The sequence below is a fragment of the Leclercia barmai genome, from assembly GCF_049312895.1.
In the GTDB taxonomy this organism is placed as follows: Bacteria; Pseudomonadota; Gammaproteobacteria; order Enterobacterales; family Enterobacteriaceae; genus Enterobacter; species Enterobacter barmai.
On sequence record NZ_JBMNWZ010000002.1, the window covers coordinates 661,428 to 681,212 of the forward strand.

Sequence of the window (19,785 nt, forward strand, 5' to 3'; positions counted from 1 at the left end):
GTATTAATCCTTTAGGAGCAGAGTGCGCAGTCCGGCGGCTTTATTTTCAATCTCCTGCCACTCCTGTTCAGGGTCGGAACCGCTCACGATCCCTGCCCCGGCATACAGGCGAACGGCGTTCTCCTGTACCCTGGCCGAACGCAGCGCTACGCAGAACTCGCTTTGCGCCAACGAGAGATAACCCGCAGAACCGGCATACCACTCCCGGTCGAAGGGTTCATTGCGGGCGATGAACTCCCACGCCGCCTGGCGCGGCAAACCGGCCACTGCCGCCGTGGGTTGCAGGCGCAGCAGGCACTGCTCATCGTCCGGCTGTTGCAGCGTGGTCCAGATGCAGCGGCGTAAATGTTGAACCTTACGCAACCGCACGATTTGCGGCGGAAGCACGTCAAGCACCCCGTTATCACGCTGCAGACGCTGACAGATGTCCTCCACCACCAGCATGTTTTCACGCTGGTTTTTATCGTCGTTCATCAGCCAGTTCCCCAGGCGGGCGGCCCTGGCATCGTCAGGATGGCTGGCAACGGTCCCGGCCAGCGCCTCGGTGCGCAGCAGCACGTCGCGCCGCCGCCACAGCCGTTCCGGTGAGGATCCGAGAAACGCCTGGCTGGCATCGCTGCGCATCAGGAAGTGGTAGCACTGGAAGTTGACCTGGCGGCTGGCCGCCATCAGCGCGGCAGGGTTTACCGGCTGGTTAAACTGCAGATCCGTGGCCCGGGCCAGCACCACTTTATCGAACTCCCCCCGGGCGATGGCGTCTGTCGCCCGGATGATTAACTGCAGCCAGCCTGCTTTGTCAGGCTGATGGGTTTCGCTCTCCACCGTCTGCGTCACCGGGGCAACCGGCTGGCTCTCCGCCAGGGAACGTACAAACTCCCGCGCGCGGATGGCCTCGGTTTTTAACGAGGTGTCGCTCCAGAGCACCAGGCGCAACGTGGCGGTTCCGCCGAAGCGCTGCCACAGCAGACGCGGCAGGAACAGGCTGCCCCGCGCTGGATCGAACGCGTTAACGCCAACCACCCGAAGATCGGGCGCGTGCGGATACAAGTGCAAAAATTGACGGGCAGCGGATAACGAGGGGAAATGCTTTATCGCCCCCAGCGCGGCGTACTCTTCATCGCCATTGCGCTGCTGCCAGTAGAACTGCGGGTAGAGTTGCTGGGCATTCAGCCAGCCGAGCGGGTCGAACGCATCGTTCAGGGGAAAGGAGACATCGAGACAATGCAGGCCAGGTGCCTCGGGAAAATCAGCAGCTAACTGATGGCAAAGACCTTTCAGCGCGGTGGAAATCGAGTGCACGCGAACTTCTCCCAGCTCAAAAACCTCACATTATAAGGGGTACTTATAAGAAAATGCAGTACCCCCGATTTGGCAGGGAGAAGCCTTCGTGCTGTGTTGTTAACGGCGGGCGAGCAGAATACCCAACACCAGACCAGCGGCGGCACCTACGCCAATCCCCTGCCATGGTTTTTCACGGACATAGTCATCCGCACGGTAGACCGCTTTTTTGGCCCTGTAATAGTATTGATCGGACGCATGGCCAACGCGCGTTTTCACATCATGCAGAGCCTGCTCAGCACGCGCTTTAAGCTCAACGTATTTCTGATCGGCCGGATCGCCGGAAGAGCGTAAGACCTCTTCCAGGGTTTCACTCAGCAGGGTCAGATCGTCATCAACATGGTTATCCGATGATTGAAAAGACATAGTGTTCTCCATGTGGTTGCATCAGTTCGATAACTATAGACAACGCCTGCCAATTCCGCCTGTTACGCTTGTTGTTCCTCTTTCGCCATCCCGACATGCGGTATGCCGTCTTCATCGTAAATTTCAGTCACCGGGATAAAACCAAAATGGCCGTAAAACGCCTGCAGATGCGCCTGTGCCCCCAGGTATAAGGCCTTGTTCGGCCAGTGGTTTTGACAGGAGCGAAGCGTTTGCTCCATCAGGGCGTAGCCGAGCTTTTCGCCCCGCGCCTGTGGGCTGATAATCACCCGGCCAATCACCACGGGAGAAAAATCATCGTCGCTTTTCAGAATCCTCGCATACGCCACCAGCTGGTTATCTCTCCAGCCGAGGATGTGACGGTTCTCTCCCACCAGATCGTCGCCGTCAATGTCCTGATAAGGGCAGGTTTGTTCTACCACAAACACCTCGCAGCGCAGTTGAAGTAAGGCGTAAAGCGCAGGAACGGTCAGCTCGCTATGGTGCAGATCTTGCCACTGGATCATGGAGGTCTCCTTATCGTATAGGTAGCCGTTATACTAATGACTTTTCGTCCCCGGCGCAGAGGCTTAGTGCATTATGGAGCTGCTTTTTTTAGGAACATCCGCTGGCGTGCCGACCCGTACGCGCAACGTCACATCCCTGGTGCTGGATCTACAGCACCCCACCCGCAGCGAACTGTGGATGTTTGACTGCGGCGAAGGCACGCAGCATCAGCTGCTGCGCACCGCCGCCCATCCCGGCAAGCTGAATAAAATCTTCATTACCCACCTGCACGGCGACCACCTTTTTGGCCTGCCGGGGCTGCTGTGCAGCCGTTCAATGGCGGGCAATATTCACCCGCTGACCATTTACGGCCCGCCCGGTATCCGGGAGTTTGTCGAAACCAGCCTGCGGATCAGCGGCTCGTGGACTGACTATCCCCTCGAGATTATTGAGATCAAACCGGGAGTGGTGTTCAGTGATGATGCGTATACCGTGACCGCCGCAGCGCTCAATCATCCCGTGGAGTGTTACGGCTTTCGCATTGAAGAGTGCGATAAACCCGGCGCGCTGGATGGCGCGGCGCTCGTTGCGGCTGGCGTGCCTTTCGGCCCGCTGTTCCAGCAGCTGAAACGCGGTGAAAGCGTGACCCTGGAAGATGGCCGGACGATCAACGGCGCCGACTATCTCTCCCCGCCCCGCCCCGGTAAAAAGCTGGCGATCTTTGGCGATACCGCCCCCTGCGAGAACGCCCTTGCGCTGGCAAGCGGGGTTGATCTGCTGGTGCATGAGGCCACCCTTGAGAGTGCGATGGAGGAGAAGGCCAACAGCCGCGGCCACAGCTCGACGCGTCAGGCGGCCATGCTTGCCCGGGATGCGCAGGTAAAAAAACTGATCGTCACCCACGTCAGCTCCCGCTATGACGCCGAAGGCTGCGCCATGCTGCTGGCCGAGTGCCGCACCGTGTTTGCCGACACCCGGCTTGCGGAAGATTTTGCTACAGTGCGCGTTTAATGCTCTGGTTTTCCCCGAAACTGCCGATAACCAAACCAGGCAGGTATTTTTCACTTAGGGGCAAACATGGATAACTTCCAGAAAGACATTGATGACAGGGCAAATCTTACCCTGTCGAACCGTTTTGAGCTGCTGCTGTTTCGTCTGGGCACCTCGTTGAATGAAAACAAATCTGAGCTGTTCGGCATCAACGTCTTTAAGCTTCGCGAGATTGTGCCCATGCCAGCATTCACCAAACCGGCGGGGATGAAGTCGCCGCTGATGGGTATGGTTAATATTCGCGATCAGGTGATCCCGGTCATCGATCTGGCCGCGGTGGCAGGCTGCAAGCCCACCACCGGCCTTAACATTCTGCTGATCACCGAGTACGCCCGTAGCGTCCAGGCCTTTGCCGTGGAGTCGGTTGAGAACATCATGCGACTGGACTGGAAGCAGGTGCATGCGGCGGAAACCGCCGTCAGCGGACGCTATATCACCAGCATTGCCTGCCTGGAGGAGAAGACCGATACCAACGATCTGGCGATGGTGCTGGACGTGGAGCAGATCCTCTATGACATCACCCCGGCCAACCACGACCTGCATGCGACCGATCTGAAAACCACCAAATTCAATATCAAGCCAGGTGCGGTGGCAATTGTGGCGGAAGACTCTAAAGTGGCGCGCTCAATGCTGGAAAAAGGGCTGCAGGCGATGCAGATCCCGGCGCTGATGCACATTACCGGCAAAGAGGCGTGGGAGAAAATTGGCGTGCTGTCGGCGCAGGCGCAGGCGGAAGGGGTGCCGATCACCGATAAGATCGCGCTGGTGCTCACCGACCTCGAGATGCCGGAGATGGACGGTTTTACCCTGACGCGCAAGATCAAAACCGACGCCATCCTCAAGGACATTCCGGTGGTGATCCACTCCTCGCTTTCCGGCAACGCCAACGAGGACCACATCCGCAAGGTGAAAGCTGACGGCTACGTGGCGAAGTTCGAGCTGAACGAGCTGTCGTCGGTGATTGAAGAGGTGCTGGAGCGGGCAACGAAGAAAATCGACGGGCCGTTGATTAGCCGTAAGCAGCTGGCTTAAGCCCGGCGGCGCTTCGCTTGCACGGGCCTACGGTCTTGTAGGCCGGGTAAGCGCAGCGCCACCCGGCAATAAAAAAACCCGCCGAGGCGGGTTTTTGTTTTTACATTAATGGCATCGCGTGCTGCACGATGGTGATCAGCGGCTGCGGATAGATACCGAAGATCAATACCAGCAGCGCGGAGATCAGCACCACAATACCCCCGGCGCTGTACTGCCAGTTGCCCGGCGCATCGCGGTTGAGCTGCGAAGGCGCGCTCAGGTACAGGCTCACGGCAACGCGCAGGTAGTAGTAGAGACCAATCGCGGAGCCGATAACGACACCCGCCGTCAGCCACCACAGACCCGCCTGCACACCCACTGCCAGCACGTAGAACTTACCGATAAAGCCCAGCGTCATCGGGATACCCGCCAGAGAGAGCATCATCACCGTCATCACCGCAGAGAGGATCGGACGGTGCCAGAACAGACCACGGTAGGAGAACAGGGAATCTGCATCCGGGCCACGGTACGGGCTGGACATCAGGCTCACCACGCCGAACGCGCCGAGGCTGCTGAACAGGTAACCGGCCAGGTAGACACCGACGGTCTCCATGGACATCTGGCCGCTCTGCAGGGCAATCAGCGCCACCATCAGATAGCCCAGATGGGAGATGGAGGAGTAGCCCAGCAGACGCTTGATGTTGGTCTGGCTCAGCGCCATCAGGTTACCGAAGATGATGGAGACGAAGGCGATAATGCCCAGCACCACGCGAACCGCTTCACTCTCGCCAACCGGTGCGTAGAGGAACAGACGCATCACCACGCCGAAGATAGCGATTTTGCTCGCCGTCGCCAGGAAGGTGGATACAGGCGCCGGAGCACCCTGGTAAACGTCTGGCGTCCACAGGTGGAACGGAACCAGAGAGAGTTTAAAGCCGAGGCCCACGATCATCATGCCCAGACCCGCCAGCAGCAGCGGCTCGTGCAGCATGCCGTCGTCGAGGCTCTTGCCGAGCGCTTCGAAAGAGAGGTTACCGGACTGAGCGTAGATCAGCGCAATACCAAACAGCAGGAAGGACGAAGCAGCAGCAGACAGGATCGTATACTTGATACTCGCTTCCAGAGAGCGCTTCTGGCGGAAGGCGTAACCAATCAGGCCGAACAGCGGCAGAGAGATCAGCTCGATGCCGAGGAACAGCGCCGCCAGATGGTTGGCATTGGCCAGCAGAATACCGCCAAGGGCAGCAATCAGAACCAGCAGGTAAAACTCTTCTTTGTTGTCGTTGTAGCCTTCCAGCCACGGGTAAGCAAAGGTACAGGTCGCCAGGCTGGCTAACAGCACCAGCCCGGTGTAGAGCATAGCGAAGCCGTCAACGCGCATCAGCGGCGTGACGTCCATCGCTCCCGCCTGGCCAACAAACCAGAGGGAGACTAACGCAGCGTTCAGACCCAGAACCGCCAGCGTGGCATTCAGGAAGTGATTGCGTCGCCACGCAATGGAGAGCATCACAACCACCACCGTCAATCCGACGATCAGCAGCGGTAGCAGCGCAATCAGTTGTTGTGGAGTTATTGTCATGGCGATTTACGGCCTTGTAGTAGAAGCAGAATTAACAAACCACTGCTGGATGTTACCCATCGCGGAGTGCGAGGTATCCAGAATCGGCTGAGGGAAGAAGCCCAGCAGCACCAGCAGTACGACCAGCAGCAGGATGATGAACAGCTCGCGCAGCGACATCCCCGGCAGTTCTTTAGCAGCGATTTCACTCTTCGCTTTACCGAAGTAAGCGCGGTGCAGCATCGCCAGCGAGTAAACCGAAGCGAACACCAGACCGAAGGTAGAGATGACGGTGATCACCGGAACCACTTTGAAGCTGCCGAACAGGATCATGAATTCACCGACGAAGTTACCGGTACCCGGCATCCCCAGCGTCGCCACCGCGAAGAACATCGACATCGCTGGCAGCCACTTCATCTTGCCCCACAGGCCGCCCATCTGACGCATGTCACGGGTGTGCAGACGTTCGTACAGCTGACCACACAGGATGAAGAGACCGGCTGCGGACAGACCGTGAGCAATCATCTGGATGACCGCGCCCTGGTACGCCAGCTGGCTGCCGGTGTAGATAGCAATCAGCACGAAGCCCATGTGGGAAACGGAGGTGTAAGCAATCAGACGCTTGATGTCGTACTGCGTGAAGGCCATCCAGGCACCGTAGAAGATACCGATCACACCGAGCCACATGGCAATCGGCGCGAACTCTGCGGAGGCATTCGGGAACAGCGGCAGTGCGAAACGCAGCAGACCGTAGGCCGCGGTTTTCAGCAGGATGCCTGCCAGGTCAACGGAACCCGCCGTTGGTGCCTGGGAGTGCGCATCCGGCAGCCAGCCGTGCAGCGGAACCACCGGCATTTTCACCGCAAACGCGATAAAGAAGCCCAGCATCAGCAGGTATTCCACGCCGTGGGACATCGGGGTCTTCAGCAGGTCCTGATAGTTGAAGGTCCAGACGCCGGTCGCGTTGTAGTGCACGAACACCAGCGCCAGGATAGCAATCAGCATTACCAGACCACTCGCCTGGGTGTAGATGAAGAACTTGGTTGCCGCCGTGATACGCGTTTTACCGTCGGATGCCTTGTGGCCCCACAGCGCGATCAGGAAGTACATCGGCACCAGCATCATCTCCCAGAAGAAGAAGAACAGGAACATGTCGATGGCAAGGAACACGCCGATAACGCCGCCCAGGATCCACATCAGGTTCAGGTGGAAGAAGCCCTGGTATTTTTCGATTTCTCGCCAGGAGCACAGCACCGCCAGAACGCCGAGCAGACCGGTCAGCACCACCATCAGCAGCGACAGACCATCAATCGCCAGATGGATCGTAATACCGAAGCGTGGGATCCACGGCAGAATGAATTCAGACTGCCACTGCGGGATGCCCGCAGACTGGGTGAGTGAATAGCCGCCCTGCAACCAGAGTTGCAGGCCAAGCGCGAGCGTCAATCCCATGGTGATCAGCGCAATCCAGCGCGGCATCTTCACGCCAAAGCGTTCGGTCTGCCAGCACAGGAACCCACCGATAAAGGGAATTAATATTAGCCAGGGTAGTAACATGGCGATTTGCATTCCTTTTTAAAGTCCCTAAGGGACCGATTTTCAACGAATTCGACAAAATTCACGCGTTAGTGCGGTTTGTGGTGTCGGGTGGCGCTCACGCTTACCCGATCTACGGTCTCGTAGGCCCGGTAAGCGCAGCGCCACCGGGCAAAACCACTATCGCAACACCATCAGCAGCGCCAGCACGACAACCGCACCGATGCTCATGGACGCCACATACCAGCGCAGATAGCCATTCTCGCTGAACAGCAGGCCTTTACCTGCAAAGCGGGAAAGGATCGCCGGGATGTTCATCATGCTGTTCAGCGGATCGCGCTTGATAAGCCACGCAATGCCGAGGAACGGTTTCACGAAGATCATGTCGTACAGCCAGTCGAAGCCCCACGCGTTGTACCACCAGGTGCCCAGCAGACGGCCCGGCGCACTGTTGGCAACCGCAGTGACCAGGGTACGTTTGCCCAGCCACAGCCATGCTGCAATCAGGATGCCCGCGATAGCGACCACACCGGAGGTGATTTCAAGCGTCAGAACGCGACCGTGCTCAAGCTCGGTTGTTGCCGGCAGTACGCCCTGCAGCGGTGGCACAATCATCGCGCCAACGAAGGTGGACAGGACCAGCAGCACAATCAGCGGCAGGTGGTGGGTGATCCCCTTCCCTGCGTGAGCGTGAATTTGTTCTTTACCGTGGAAGACGATGAAAATCATACGGAAGGTGTACAGAGAGGTCATAAACGCACCGACCAGACCTGCAACCATCAGATTGATATGACCATTCGCCATGGCACCCGCAAGGATTTCGTCCTTACTGAAGAAGCCCGCGGTGATAAGCGGCAGTGCCGCCAGCGCCGCGCCGCCTACCAGGAAGCAGGCGTAAACCAGCGGAATGGACTTGCGCAGACCGCCCATCTTGAAGATGTTCTGCTCGTGGTGGCAGGCCAGGATCACCGAACCGGACGAGAGGAACAGCAGCGCTTTAAAGAACGCGTGCGTCATCAGGTGGAAAATCGCCGCATCCCATGCCTGAACGCCCAGCGCCAGGAACATGTAACCAATCTGGCTCATGGTGGAGTAAGCGAGAACGCGTTTGATGTCGGTCTGAACCAGCGCGGCAAAGCCTGCCAGCACCAGGGTAACCGCACCGACGATACCCACCAGATGCAGGATTTCCGGCGTCATCAGGAACAGGCCGTGGGTACGCGCAATGAGGTAAACACCGGCGGTCACCATGGTCGCGGCGTGGATCAGCGCGGAGACAGGGGTTGGACCCGCCATCGCGTCGGCAAGCCAGGTCTGCAACGGCAGCTGTGCGGATTTACCCACAGCACCACCGAGCAGCATCAGGGTTGCCCACCACAGCATGTTGTTGCCTGCTTCGAAGTGCGCCGGCGCCAGTTCCACCATCTCGCGGAAGTTCAGCGTGCCCAGCTCGTTGTAAAGAATGAACAGCGCGAAGGCGAGGAAGACGTCACCCACACGGGTCACGACGAACGCTTTCATGGCCGCTGCGCCATTCTTCGGATCGGTGTAGTAGAAACCGATCAGCAGATAAGAGCACAGACCCACGCCTTCCCAGCCGAGATACATCAGCAGCAGGTTATCGGCCAGCACCAGAACCACCATGCTGGCGATAAACAGGTTGGTGTAGGCGAAGAAGCGGGAGTAACCCTCTTCACCGCGCATATACCAGGAGGCGAACATGTGGATCAGGAAGCCCACGCCGGTCACCACGGAGAGCATGGTCAGCGAGAGACCATCCAGCACCAGGTTGAAACCGATGTTGAAATCACCGACTGACATCCAGGTCCACAGCGGAACGCTGAAAGGCTCACGTCCGCTATTTAAGAAGTCGATCCCCGCATACGCGGTCACCAGCGCCGCAAGGCCGATGGAGCCAATACCGACGGTGGCGGAGAGATTCTCAGACCAGCGGCCTCGAGAAAACGCCAGCAGCAAAAAGCCGATCAGCGGAAAAATAATGGTTAAGGCAAGCATGTTCATCCACGCAACTCACTTACTGAATCGATGTTCAGGTTCTGGCGGCGACGATGGAGCTGCAGCAACAGCGCCAGGCCAATACTCGCTTCCGCAGCCGCGAGGCTGATGGCGAGAATGTACATCACCTGACCATCGGTCTGGCCCCAGTAGCTACCGGCAACCACAAAGGCCAGCGCGGCAGCGTTGATCATGATCTCCAGGCCAATCAGCATAAACAGCAGATTGCGGCGGATAACCAGACCGGTTAAGCCCAGCACGAATAAAATCGCGGCGAGGATCAGTCCGTGTTGTAAAGGGATCATGCGCGATCCTCCGTTTTTCTTTGCGCGCTGTCGTCCTTGCGGTTGCTCAGCACTTCACCCATGCGCTCTTCGCGACCCACGTGGAAGGCGACGACCAGACCTGCCAGCAGCAGCATGGAGGCCAGTTCAACCGCCAGAACGTAAGGACCAAACAGGGAGATACCCACGGCTTTGGCGCTGATTGGCGTCCCGTCGATACCCTGGTCGTTAACACCGAGAATGGCGTAAACGATCACCGCCAGCATGATGGCCGACAAAATTCCCGGACCAATCCACACCTGCGGCTTCAGCCACTGACGTTCCTGCTCAATTTCAGACCCGCCCAGGTTCAGCATCATCACCACGAAGACGAACAGAACCATGATGGCCCCGGCGTAAACGATGATTTCAAGCGCACCGGCAAAGTGTGCGCCCAGCGCAAAGAACACCCCGGAAATAGCCAGCAGCGAAATGATTAAATAGAGCAGCGCATGCACCGGGTTGGTGTGCGTAATCACTCGCAGCGTAGCCAGGATGGCGATCAGGCCACAGATATAAAAAGCGAATTCCATTGCCCCTCTCCTTACGGTAACAGGCTCTTGACGTCGATAGGCTTGGCTTCGTTCTCTGCTTCGCCCTTATCTTTGCCGTCGATTGCCATACCCGCCATCCGGTAGAAGTTATATTCCGGGTATTTGCCCGGACCGGAAATCAGCAGATCCTCTTTCTCGTACACCAGGTCCTGACGCTTGTATTCGCCCAGTTCGAAATCCGGGGTCAACTGAATCGCCGTGGTCGGGCACGCTTCTTCACACAGACCGCAGAAGATGCAGCGTGAGAAGTTGATGCGGAAGAACTCCGGATACCAGCGACCATCTACCGTCTCTGCTTTCTGCAAAGAGATACAGCCTACCGGACAGGCTACCGCACATAGGTTACAGGCAACGCAGCGCTCCGAACCGTCTGGATCGCGCGTCAGCACGATACGGCCACGGTAGCGCGGCGGCAGATATACCGGCTCTTCCGGGTACATCCGGGTTTCGCGTTTTGCAAACGCGTGCAGGCCGATCATCCAGATACTACGTACCTGGGTGCCAAAGCCTACCAATAATTCTTTCAAGGTCATGATCTCAAAGCCCCTTATGGCTGCTGCCAGAGAATGACAGCCGCCGTTACCAACAAGTTGACGAGCGTCAGCGGCAGGCACACTTTCCAGCCGAAGGACATTACCTGGTCATAACGCGGACGCGGTAATGCTGCGCGAATCAAAATGAACATCATCATGAAGAACGCGGTTTTCAGCGCGAACCAGATGAACGGCGGTAAGAACGGGCCATGCCAGCCACCAAAGAACAGCGTTACCATCAGCGCGGAAATGGTGACGATACCGATGTACTCGCCCACGAAGAACAGACCGAACTTCATACCGGAATATTCAATGTGGTAACCATCGGCCAGTTCCTGCTCAGCTTCTGGCTGGTCAAACGGGTGACGGTGACACACCGCCACACCGGCGATAGCAAAGGTGACAAAACCAAAGAACTGCGGAATGACGTTCCAGATGTCGGCCTGGTTGTTGACGATGTCGGTCATGTTGAATGAACCGGCCTGCGCCACCACGCCCATCAGGGAGAGACCCAGGAACACTTCGTAGCTCAGCGTCTGCGCGGAAGCACGCATCGCACCCAGCAGGGAGTATTTGTTGTTACTGGACCAGCCCGCGAACAGCACCGCGTACACCGCGAGGCCTGCCATCATCAGGAAGAAGAGGATCCCGATGTTCAGGTCAGCCACAACCCAGGTCGGGCTCACCGGAACGATAGCAAACGCCAGCAGCAGCGAGGTAAAGGCGATCATCGGTGCCAGAGTAAAGATCACGCGGTCCGAGAAGCGCGGGATCCAGTCCTCTTTAAAGAACATCTTGATCATGTCCGCGACCAGCTGGAGTGAACCACCCCAGCCCACGCGGTTCGGTCCGTAACGGTTCTGGAACAGACCGAGCAGACGACGTTCACCAAAGCTCATGAACGCGCCGCAGGTGACGACCACCAGCAGAATAACAACCGCTTTCAGGATGCTCAGCAGGATGTCGATAAGATCGGGCGTTAACCAACTCATGCTTTTGCCTCCTGCAGGTTATCAAGACGTGCACCCGCCAGGACCGGCGCGATGCCAGGCATACCCATCGGCAGACCCACCTGCCCCGCCGTCAGACCTTCAGAGAGAATCAGCGGCAGGCTGATTGTCTGGCCTTCGTAGCTAAAGCTGATGTTCGCGCCCGCGTTAACGCCAAGCTTCGCGGCATCCGCCGGGTTGAGCTTGATGTACGGCTGCGGCATACGGGTCTGGAAGACCGGGGAACGCTGGGACATTTCGTCGCTACCGAACAGATGGTAGTACGGCGCAATCCGCCAGTTGCCCTCTTCGGCCTGGAAACTTGCCGGAACGGTGGAGAAGAACTCGAGACCGGTTTCAGATGCTTCGATCAGGCGCACGCCCGGATCGCCGTGGCGCAGAGAACCGCCCACTTCAGCCTGGAACTTGTTCCATGCCTGCGGGGAGTTCCAGCCTGGTGCCCATGCGAACGGGATTTGCGAACGCGGTGCAGACGGCTGGTTGTTCCCTTCCATCGAGAAGGCGAACATGGTGTCTTTGTCCTGCGGCTGGCGCGGTTCGTGCACGCTGATGTTGGCGCGCATTGCGGTACGGCCACTGTAGCGGTGCGGTTCACGCGCCAGTTTCTGACCGCGAATACGGAAGCTCGCTTCCGGCGCGGCATCTTTAATGCCTGCCAGCTGCGGCAGTGCGGCGACGGCAGCGTCGATCACGTGGTCGAGCTGGGTCCAGTCCACTTCGCGGCTCAGCACGGTGCTGTGCAGGGAGTGCAGCCAGCGCCAGCTCTCCAGCATCACAATGCTGCTGTCGTAGTACGCCGGGTCATAAACCTGGAAGAAGCGCTGGGCACGGCCTTCGTTGTTGATAACGGTACCGTCGCTTTCTGCAAAGCTTGCCGCAGAGAGCACCAGATGCGCTTTGTCCATAATTGCGGTGCGCTGATGGTCGATAACCATCACCAGCGGCGCTTTTGCCAGCGCAGCGTCAACGCGGGCCGCAGAGGCATGGCGATGCAGGTCGTTTTCCAGCACCACAACGGCGTCAGCGGAACCGGATTCCAGTTCGCTTAACGCCGCTTCCAGAGAGCCGCCGCCGATCATGCCCAGACCGATGCTGTTTACCGCACGGGCAATCATGGTCACGCCAACGTCCGCACCGCGGCCTTTCAGAGCTTTAGCAACGTTTGCAGCGGCTTCAATGATCTCTGCGCTACCGGCGTTAGTACCGGAAACGATCAGCGGTTTTTTCGCACCGGCCAGAGCCTGCACGATCACGTCGATCTTGTTCTGCAGATCGCGATCCAGACCTTCAACGGCCGGAGCACTGTTATCCAGCGCGTGGGCAATCGCAAAGCCAAGGCGGGCCTGATCTTCAACCGGCGCACGGTAAGTCCATGCTGCGATATCATCCAGACGAGTGTCATCGACGTTCGTCACAAACAGAGGATGCTTGGCGCGCTGACCGATGTTGAGGATCGCCGCAATCTGCCAGTCAGCCACTTTCTGCGCCGCTGCCATTTCACGTGCTTTCCCTTTCACCGCCTGGCGAACCGCCAGGGCAGCGCGAGCGCCGGTCTGGGTTAAATCTTCGCCCAGCACCAGAACCGCATCGTAAGATTCGATTTCACGCAGCGCCGGGGTATGAATCCCGCCTTCGCGCAGCACTTTCAGGACCAGCTGCAGACGTTCCTGCTCGCCTTCGGCGATGCCGGTGTAGAAGTTATTCGCACCCACCAGTTCACGCAGCGCGAAGTTGCTTTCGATGCTGGCGCGCGGGGAGCCGATACCGATCACTTTCTTCGACTGGCGCAGAATATCGGCTGCGCCCTGCATCGCCTGCTCGGCGTTCAGGGTGATGAAGTCGTCGCCACGACGCTGAACCGGCTGACGCGGACGGTCTTTCAGGTTCACATAGCCATAGCCAAAACGACCGCGGTCGCAGAGGAAGTAGTGGTTAACGGTACCGTTGTAACGGTTTTCGATACGACGCAGTTCGCCGTAACGTTCACCCGGGCTGGTGTTACAGCCAAGGGAGCACTGCTGGCAGATGCTTGGCGCAAACTGCATGTCCCACTTACGGTTGTAACGCTCGGAGTGCGTTTTGTCGGTGAAGACGCCGGTCGGACAGATTTCGACCAGGTTACCGGAGAATTCGCTTTCCAGGGTGCCATCTTCCGGACGACCGAAGTAGACGTTGTCATGTGCGCCATACACGCCCAGATCTTCGCCGTCAGCGTAGTCTTTGTAGTAACGCACGCAGCGGTAGCAGGCGATGCAGCGGTTCATTTCGTGAGAGATGAACGGCCCCAGATCCTGGTTGCGGTGGGTACGCTTGGTAAAGCGATAGCGACGGAAGCTGTGACCGGTCATCACGGTCATATCCTGAAGGTGGCAGTTACCGCCCTCTTCACAAACCGGACAATCGTGCGGGTGGTTGGTCATCAACCACTCCACCACGCTTTCACGGAACTGTTTTGCTTCCGCGTCGTCGATGGAAATAAAGGTTCCTTCGGTGGCTGGCGTCATACAGGACATCACCAGGCGACCACGCGTGTCTTCCGCGTTTTGATATTGCTTCACCGCACACTGGCGGCAAGCACCGACGCTCCCCAGCGCCGGATGCCAGCAAAAATACGGAATATCAAGGCCCAGAGAGAGACATGCCTGTAGCAGGTTGTCCGCCCCGTTCACCTCGTATTCTTTGCCGTCTACATGAATCGTAGCCATTAGCATGCTTCCAGTTGGCTCGAATTAGCTTCGAGCGTTAATCAAAATTCTGTTTTTACCAGCGCGCTTTCAGCAGGTTCGGCTGAATACCATTGATTGAATGGGTATTGCTGAACGGCTGCTTGATGCCTGCTTCGAATTCTTCGCGGAAATATTTAATCGCGCTCTGCAGTGGCTCAACCGCACCTGGCGCATGCGCACAGAAGGTTTTACCTGGACCCAGGAATCGACACAGTTGCTCAAGTGTCTCGATATCACCAGGCTGGCCTTCGCCACGCTCGATTGCGCGCAGGATCTTCACGCTCCACGGCAGACCATCACGGCACGGTGTACACCAGCCGCAGGACTCGCGGGCGAAGAACTCTTCCAGGTTACGCACCAGCGGTACCATGCCGATCTCGTGGTCGACGGCCATCGCCAGCGCCGTACCCAGACGGCTGCCTGCTTTACCAATGCTTTCGAACTCCATCGGCAGATCGAGGTGCGCTTCGGTCAGGAAGTCGGTCCCTGCCCCGCCTGGCTGCCAGGCTTTGAATTTGAGGCCATCACGCATGCCGCCGGCGTAGTCTTCAAGAATTTCACGTGCGGTGGTGCCAAACGGCAGCTCCCAGACGCCCGGGTTTTTCACGCGACCGGAGAAGCCCATCAGCTTGGTACCGGCATCTTTGCTTGAAGAGATGCCCTGATACCACTCCACGCCGTTAGCGAGGATAGCCGGAACGTTACACAGGGTTTCGACGTTGTTAACGCAGGTCGGTTTACCCCATACGCCGGAGCTCGCCGGGAACGGTGGCTTGGAACGTGGGTTCGCACGGCGGCCTTCCAGGGAGTTAATCAGCGCGGTCTCTTCCCCGCAGATATAACGCCCGGCACCGGTGTGCACGAACAGTTCGAAGTCGAAACCGGTGCCCAGAATGTTTTTACCCAGCAGGCCCGCTTCGGTGGCTTCGGCAATCGCGCGACGCAGGTTTTCTGCCGCCTCGATGTACTCGCCACGCAGGAAGATGTAGCCACGGTAGGCTTTCAGCGCGAAGGCCGAGATCAGCATGCCTTCCACCAGTAGGTGCGGCAGCTGTTCCATCAGCAGACGGTCTTTATAGGTGCCCGGCTCCATCTCATCGGCGTTACACAGCAGGTAACGGATGTTCATGGATTCGTCTTTTGGCATCAGGCTCCACTTCAGACCGGTGGAAAAGCCCGCGCCGCCGCGCCCTTTCAGGCCAGCGTCTTTAACCGCATTAACGATCTCATCCGGAGCCATGCCGCCGAGGGCTTTGCGCGCACCTTCATAGCCGTTTTTGCTCTGGTATTCGTCAAGCCATACAGGCTGTTTGTCATCGCGCAGACGCCAGGTCAGCGGATGAGTTTCAGCAGTACGAATTACAGTTTTCATTTGTACTGCTCCAGCAGATCGGGAATGGCTTCCGGCGTCAGATGGCTGTGAGTGTCCTCATCAATCATCATGGTCGGCCCCTTGTCGCAGTTGCCCAGGCAGCAGGTTGGCAGCAGGGTAAAGCGACCATCAAAGGTCGTCTGGCCCGGCTTGATATTAAGCTTCTGCTCAATAGCGGCCTGAATGCCCTGATAACCGGTGATATGGCATACCACGCTGTCGCAGTAGCGGATCACGTGGCGACCAACCGGCTGGCGGAAGATCTGGCTATAGAACGTTGCCACGCCTTCGACGTCGCTCGCCGGGATACCCAGCACTTTTGCGATCTCATAGATCGCGCCATCCGGCACCCAACCACGCTGTTTCTGTACGATTTTCAGCGCTTCAATGGACGCCGCACGCGGGTCTTCGTAGTGGTGCATCTCGTGCTCAATGGCGGCACGCTCTGCTTCACTCAGCTCAAAAGCCTCGGTTTGTGGTTGTTGATTCTCGTGCATAATTAGCGGTCCACATCTGACATAACAAAATCGATACTACCCAGATACACAATCAGGTCGGAGACCAGACTGCCGCGGATGGCGGCCGGGATCTGCTGCAGGTGCGCAAAGCTCGGCGTACGAATACGGGTGCGGTAGCTCATGGTGCTGCCGTCACTGGTCAGGTAATAACTGTTGATACCCTTGGTCGCTTCGATCATCTGGAAGGATTCGTTCGCCGGCATGACCGGACCCCAGGAAACCTGCAGGAAGTGCGTGATCAAGGTTTCGATATGCTGCAGCGTGCGCTCTTTCGGTGGCGGCGTGGTCAGCGGGTGATCCGCCTTGAACGGGCCTTCCGGCATGTTGTTGAGGCACTGCTCAAGAATGCGCAGGCTCTGACGCAGCTCTTCCACTTTCAGCATCACGCGGGTATAGCAGTCGGATACACCGCCGCCGACCGGGATTTCGAAGTCGAAGTTTTCGTAGCCAGAGTAAGGACGGGCTTTACGCACGTCGAAATCAATACCGGTCGCACGCAGGCCAGCACCGGTGGTGCCCCACTCCAGCGCCTCTTTCGCGCCATAAGCGGCAACGCCTTTCGAACGACCAATCAGGATGGTGTTACGCAGTGCGGCTTTTTCGTAAGACGCCAGACGTTTCGGCATCCAGTCGAGGAACTCACGCAGCAGACGATCCCAGCCGCGCGGCAGGTCGTGTGCGACACCGCCGATACGGAACCAGGCCGGGTGCATACGGAAGCCGGTGATCGCTTCCACCAGATCGTAGATTTTCTGACGGTCGGTAAAGGCGAAGAAGACCGGGGTCATCGCGCCGACGTCCTGAATGAAGGTGGAGATGTACAGCAGGTGGCTGTTGATACGGAACAGTTCCGACAGCATGACGCGGATGACGTCAACGCGTTCTGGCACCTTGATGCCGGCCAGTTTTTCCACTGCCAGCACGTATGGCATCTCGTTCACGCAGCCACCGAGGTATTCGATACGGTCGGTGTACGGGATGTAGCTGTGCCAGGACTGACGTTCGCCCATCTTCTCTGCACCACGGTGGTGGTAGCCCACATCCGGCACACAGTCGACGATCTCTTCGCCATCAAGCTGGAGAATAATACGGAACGCACCGTGGGCAGACGGGTGGTTTGGACCGAGGTTGAGGAACATGAAGTCCTCGTTGTCGGTGCTGCGCTTCATGCCCCAGTCTTCCGGTTTGAAGGTCAGCGCTTCCATCTCCAGATCCTGCTTGGCTTTGGTCAGCTCAAACGGGTCGAATTCGGTGGCGCGCGCCGGATAGTCTTTACGCAGCGGGTGGCCGGTCCAGGTCTGCGGCATCATGATGCGCGTCAGGTGCGGGTGGCCATCGAAGGTCATGCCGAACATTTCCCAGGTTTCACGCTCGTACCAGTTAGCGTTCGGGAACAGTTTGGTGATCGTCGGCAGATGCATGTCGTTTTCAGACAATGCCACCTTGAGCATGATATCCGTGTTGCGGTCTATTGAGATCAGGTGGTAGAAAACGGAAAAATCCGCCGCGGGTAAACCGTGGCGGTGGGTACGCAGACGTTCGTCCATGCCGTGTAAGTCAAACAGCATGACGTAAGGTTTAGGTAGTTTCTTTAGGAAATCAACCACTTCCAGTAACTGCTCACGCTTCACCCAAACAACGGGTACCCCGGTGCGGGTGGCCTGAACAGTAAAGGCATCCGGCCCAAAACGGTTGCGCAGTTCGCCGATGACCGGGTCATCAAGATGATCCCGTGTTTGCCAGGCGGCGTCTTGCGCGGTTAAGTCGGTCATAGTGTTCACCATTGCAAAAGGTCCGTGGTGACTGTCGGGCGTGGCTTCGCGCTATTTGAATAGTGATATGCGAAGGTTATCTCCATGCCCACAGGCGCAAATTAAATTTCGTCTGGTGTACGCAGATTGGTCACTGCAATACGTTCGCCGCGTTTACGCTCGCGCTCAGACTGCATGTTAGCGCGGTACACGCCCTGGTCACCCACAACCCAGGAGAGCGGACGGCGTTCTTTGCCAATCGACTCCTGCAACAGCATCAGCGCCTGCATGTAGGCTTCTGGACGCGGTGGGCAGCCCGGGATGTAAACGTCAACAGGGATAAACTTATCTACACCTTGTACGACGGAATAGATGTCGTACATGCCGCCAGAGTTTGCACAAGCGCCCATGGAGATAACCCATTTTGGCTCGAGCATCTGGTCGTACAGACGCTGAATGACCGGTGCCATTTTGGTAAAGCAGGTACCCGCAACCACCATCAGGTCAGCCTGACGCGGAGAGGCACGCAGTACTTCTGCACCAAAACGCGCAACGTCATGCACCGCAGTGAATGACGTCACCATTTCAACGTAGCAGCAAGAAAGGCCAAAGTTGTATGGCCAGATGGAGTTCTTACGACCCCAGTTGACCATATCGTGCATGGCATGCTCGAGCTTGCCCATGTACACGCTTTTATTGACTTCTTGCTCCAGGGGGTCGGTTACGATCTCCTGCTTTTGCAGGGGGTAACGGTCATTCTCACCGTTAGGATCTATGCGGGTGAGCGTATAATCCATCTTATTGCCTCGCTGTTACTGCTGACGATTAGAGATACTGTTTTCCGGGTTGATACGTTCACGGCGTGAACGCGCAGGTGTCCAGTCCAGCGCGCCAATACGCACCAGATAAACCAGACCGGCCAGTAACACTAAAATGAAAATTGCGGCCTCGACAAAGCCTACCCAGCCACTCTCACGAATGGAGGTCGACCATGCGAACAGGTAAAGCGCTTCCACGTCGAAAATGACGAAGAACATAGCTACCAGATAGAACTTGGCAGACAGGCGTAAACGCGCGGTACCTACCGAATCGATACCCGATTCGAATGGCGTGTTTTTGTGCCTTGCGCGGGCGCGACCGCCCAGGAACCAGCCGCCGACTAACATCAGGCAGCACAGGCCAATGGCAACGATAAGAAAGATTGCGAATGCCCAGTGATGAGCGATGACTTCTGTGGATGTTGACATACTCATTGCTTACTCATCAAAAGTGATACCTGAGACACTGCTCTTACTGGCAGATGGGCATCACATCGATTCATGGGGAGGAACAAATAACCGTACACTAACTGTCGAAAATGAGACATAGACAGCAAAATGATGTGGTTTTTTACTCCTTTCTATAACCTTTTGTCAACTTTAACAAAAGTTTCTTCACATTAAATTACATCGATCGAACTTCATTAACATTTAATGCCCTTTACCCTCAAAAACTGTGAGGCGCGTTCCTGCGTCAGGGTGTTGAATCGTGTCCGTAATAAACTAATACAAAGATTACCCGCCTATTTTGACAGGATTTGCCGTCGATTCCTCCCCCCAAAGAGGAGTATTTTCTTGATC

At 57.4% G+C, this 19,785-nt stretch carries 18 protein-coding genes; 2 read left to right on the forward strand and 16 right to left on the reverse strand.

The features are described 5' to 3' along the window. Positions 1 to 3: 3 nt before the first annotated feature. The 3 genes from menF to ACOYA6_RS11455 all read right to left on the reverse strand — a co-directional run bounded on the left by menF (position 4) and on the right by ACOYA6_RS11455 (position 2,228). Complete coding sequence (menF, locus tag ACOYA6_RS11445; RefSeq protein ID WP_422654728.1) at positions 4 to 1,299, reverse strand: isochorismate synthase MenF; 1,296 nt, start codon at positions 1,297 to 1,299, stop codon at positions 4 to 6. A gap of 99 nt (positions 1,300 to 1,398) precedes the next feature. Continuing rightward, positions 1,399 to 1,704, reverse strand: coding sequence for a stress response protein ElaB (gene elaB / locus ACOYA6_RS11450; protein ID WP_039030985.1), 306 nt, complete (start codon positions 1,702 to 1,704; stop codon positions 1,399 to 1,401). 62 nt (positions 1,705 to 1,766) lie between these two features. Continuing rightward, the gene (locus tag ACOYA6_RS11455; protein ID WP_422654729.1) at positions 1,767 to 2,228 is read right to left on the reverse strand and encodes a GNAT family N-acetyltransferase; all 462 of its coding nucleotides are present in this window, start codon (positions 2,226 to 2,228) and stop codon (positions 1,767 to 1,769) included. A gap of 73 nt (positions 2,229 to 2,301) precedes the next feature. On the opposite strand from ACOYA6_RS11455, the gene rnz reads away from it, so the two are divergent. Both rnz and ACOYA6_RS11465 read left to right on the forward strand, forming a co-directional pair. Beyond that, positions 2,302 to 3,219 (forward strand): ribonuclease Z, encoded by a 918-nt coding sequence (rnz, locus tag ACOYA6_RS11460; protein WP_138369863.1) that lies wholly within the window; start codon positions 2,302 to 2,304, stop codon positions 3,217 to 3,219. A gap of 66 nt (positions 3,220 to 3,285) precedes the next feature. Then, on the forward strand, positions 3,286 to 4,290 hold the full coding sequence (locus ACOYA6_RS11465; RefSeq protein ID WP_422654730.1) for a chemotaxis protein: 1,005 nt from the start codon (positions 3,286 to 3,288) through the stop codon (positions 4,288 to 4,290). Between the two features lie 100 nt (positions 4,291 to 4,390). On the opposite strand, the gene nuoN is transcribed toward ACOYA6_RS11465, so the two are convergent. From nuoN to nuoA, 13 genes are all read right to left on the reverse strand, one after another. Next, on the reverse strand, positions 4,391 to 5,848 hold the full coding sequence (nuoN, locus tag ACOYA6_RS11470) for an NADH-quinone oxidoreductase subunit NuoN (RefSeq protein ID WP_422654731.1): 1,458 nt from the start codon (positions 5,846 to 5,848) through the stop codon (positions 4,391 to 4,393). 6 nt (positions 5,849 to 5,854) lie between these two features. Then, positions 5,855 to 7,384 carry an NADH-quinone oxidoreductase subunit M gene (gene nuoM, locus ACOYA6_RS11475; protein ID WP_039030980.1) on the reverse strand — a complete coding sequence of 510 codons (1,530 nt, stop codon included), beginning with the start codon at positions 7,382 to 7,384 and terminating at the stop codon, positions 5,855 to 5,857. Between the two features lie 159 nt (positions 7,385 to 7,543). After that, entirely contained in the window at positions 7,544 to 9,385 is a 1,842-nt protein-coding gene (gene nuoL / locus ACOYA6_RS11480; RefSeq protein WP_422654732.1) for an NADH-quinone oxidoreductase subunit L, read from the reverse strand. Beyond that, on the reverse strand, positions 9,382 to 9,684 hold the full coding sequence (nuoK, locus tag ACOYA6_RS11485; RefSeq protein WP_032612773.1) for an NADH-quinone oxidoreductase subunit NuoK: 303 nt from the start codon (positions 9,682 to 9,684) through the stop codon (positions 9,382 to 9,384). The genes nuoL and nuoK overlap by 4 nt, the downstream gene beginning before the upstream one ends. Continuing rightward, a complete protein-coding gene (gene nuoJ / locus ACOYA6_RS11490; protein ID WP_422654733.1) occupies positions 9,681 to 10,235 on the reverse strand; it encodes an NADH-quinone oxidoreductase subunit J in 555 nt (184 codons plus the stop codon). Before nuoJ ends, nuoK begins: the two co-directional genes overlap by 4 nt. Before the next feature lie 11 nt (positions 10,236 to 10,246). Further along, positions 10,247 to 10,789: an NADH-quinone oxidoreductase subunit NuoI gene (gene nuoI / locus ACOYA6_RS11495; RefSeq protein ID WP_003861491.1), complete on the reverse strand. Its 543-nt coding sequence runs from the start codon at positions 10,787 to 10,789 to the stop codon at positions 10,247 to 10,249. 14 nt (positions 10,790 to 10,803) lie between these two features. Next, positions 10,804 to 11,781 carry an NADH-quinone oxidoreductase subunit NuoH gene (gene nuoH, locus ACOYA6_RS11500; RefSeq protein WP_039030977.1) on the reverse strand — a complete coding sequence of 326 codons (978 nt, stop codon included), beginning with the start codon at positions 11,779 to 11,781 and terminating at the stop codon, positions 10,804 to 10,806. Next, on the reverse strand, positions 11,778 to 14,504 hold the full coding sequence (gene nuoG / locus ACOYA6_RS11505; RefSeq protein ID WP_138369860.1) for an NADH-quinone oxidoreductase subunit NuoG: 2,727 nt from the start codon (positions 14,502 to 14,504) through the stop codon (positions 11,778 to 11,780). Before nuoG ends, nuoH begins: the two co-directional genes overlap by 4 nt. Before the next feature lie 55 nt (positions 14,505 to 14,559). Beyond that, entirely contained in the window at positions 14,560 to 15,897 is a 1,338-nt protein-coding gene (gene nuoF / locus ACOYA6_RS11510; protein ID WP_039030975.1) for an NADH-quinone oxidoreductase subunit NuoF, read from the reverse strand. Next, a complete protein-coding gene (gene nuoE, locus ACOYA6_RS11515; protein WP_119937089.1) occupies positions 15,894 to 16,394 on the reverse strand; it encodes an NADH-quinone oxidoreductase subunit NuoE in 501 nt (166 codons plus the stop codon). Before nuoE ends, nuoF begins: the two co-directional genes overlap by 4 nt. 2 nt (positions 16,395 to 16,396) lie before the next feature. Beyond that, a complete protein-coding gene (nuoC, locus tag ACOYA6_RS11520) occupies positions 16,397 to 18,199 on the reverse strand; it encodes an NADH-quinone oxidoreductase subunit C/D (RefSeq protein ID WP_138369859.1) in 1,803 nt (600 codons plus the stop codon). An 89-nt stretch (positions 18,200 to 18,288) separates the two neighbouring features. Next, positions 18,289 to 18,963: an NADH-quinone oxidoreductase subunit NuoB gene (nuoB, locus tag ACOYA6_RS11525; protein ID WP_003861482.1), complete on the reverse strand. Its 675-nt coding sequence runs from the start codon at positions 18,961 to 18,963 to the stop codon at positions 18,289 to 18,291. 15 nt (positions 18,964 to 18,978) lie between these two features. Next, on the reverse strand, positions 18,979 to 19,419 hold the full coding sequence (nuoA, locus tag ACOYA6_RS11530; protein ID WP_032612789.1) for an NADH-quinone oxidoreductase subunit NuoA: 441 nt from the start codon (positions 19,417 to 19,419) through the stop codon (positions 18,979 to 18,981). Positions 19,420 to 19,785 lie beyond the last annotated feature (366 nt).

Bases quoted from the DNA above. Each gene is read 5' to 3' on its own strand.
- nuoM (WP_039030980.1), bottom strand. From the start codon at position 7,384: ATGTTACTACCCTGGCTAATATTAATTCCCTTTATCGGTGGGTTCCTG.
- nuoL (WP_422654732.1), bottom strand. From the start codon at position 9,385: ATGAACATGCTTGCCTTAACCATTATTTTTCCGCTGATCGGCTTTTTG.
- nuoN (WP_422654731.1), bottom strand. From the start codon at position 5,848: ATGACAATAACTCCACAACAACTGATTGCGCTGCTACCGCTGCTGATC.
- nuoH (WP_039030977.1), bottom strand. From the start codon at position 11,781: ATGAGTTGGTTAACGCCCGATCTTATCGACATCCTGCTGAGCATCCTG.
- nuoI (WP_003861491.1), bottom strand. From the start codon at position 10,789: ATGACCTTGAAAGAATTATTGGTAGGCTTTGGCACCCAGGTACGTAGT.
- nuoG (WP_138369860.1), bottom strand. From the start codon at position 14,504: ATGGCTACGATTCATGTAGACGGCAAAGAATACGAGGTGAACGGGGCG.
- elaB (WP_039030985.1), bottom strand. From the start codon at position 1,704: ATGTCTTTTCAATCATCGGATAACCATGTTGATGACGATCTGACCCTG.
- nuoF (WP_039030975.1), bottom strand. From the start codon at position 15,897: ATGAAAACTGTAATTCGTACTGCTGAAACTCATCCGCTGACCTGGCGT.
- nuoC (WP_138369859.1), bottom strand. From the start codon at position 18,199: ATGGTGAACACTATGACCGACTTAACCGCGCAAGACGCCGCCTGGCAA.
- nuoB (WP_003861482.1), bottom strand. From the start codon at position 18,963: ATGGATTATACGCTCACCCGCATAGATCCTAACGGTGAGAATGACCGT.
- nuoA (WP_032612789.1), bottom strand. From the start codon at position 19,419: ATGAGTATGTCAACATCCACAGAAGTCATCGCTCATCACTGGGCATTC.
- ACOYA6_RS11455 (WP_422654729.1), bottom strand. From the start codon at position 2,228: ATGATCCAGTGGCAAGATCTGCACCATAGCGAGCTGACCGTTCCTGCG.
- ACOYA6_RS11465 (WP_422654730.1), top strand. From the start codon at position 3,286: ATGGATAACTTCCAGAAAGACATTGATGACAGGGCAAATCTTACCCTG.
- nuoE (WP_119937089.1), bottom strand. From the start codon at position 16,394: ATGCACGAGAATCAACAACCACAAACCGAGGCTTTTGAGCTGAGTGAA.
- nuoK (WP_032612773.1), bottom strand. From the start codon at position 9,684: ATGATCCCTTTACAACACGGACTGATCCTCGCCGCGATTTTATTCGTG.
- nuoJ (WP_422654733.1), bottom strand. From the start codon at position 10,235: ATGGAATTCGCTTTTTATATCTGTGGCCTGATCGCCATCCTGGCTACG.
- rnz (WP_138369863.1), top strand. From the start codon at position 2,302: ATGGAGCTGCTTTTTTTAGGAACATCCGCTGGCGTGCCGACCCGTACG.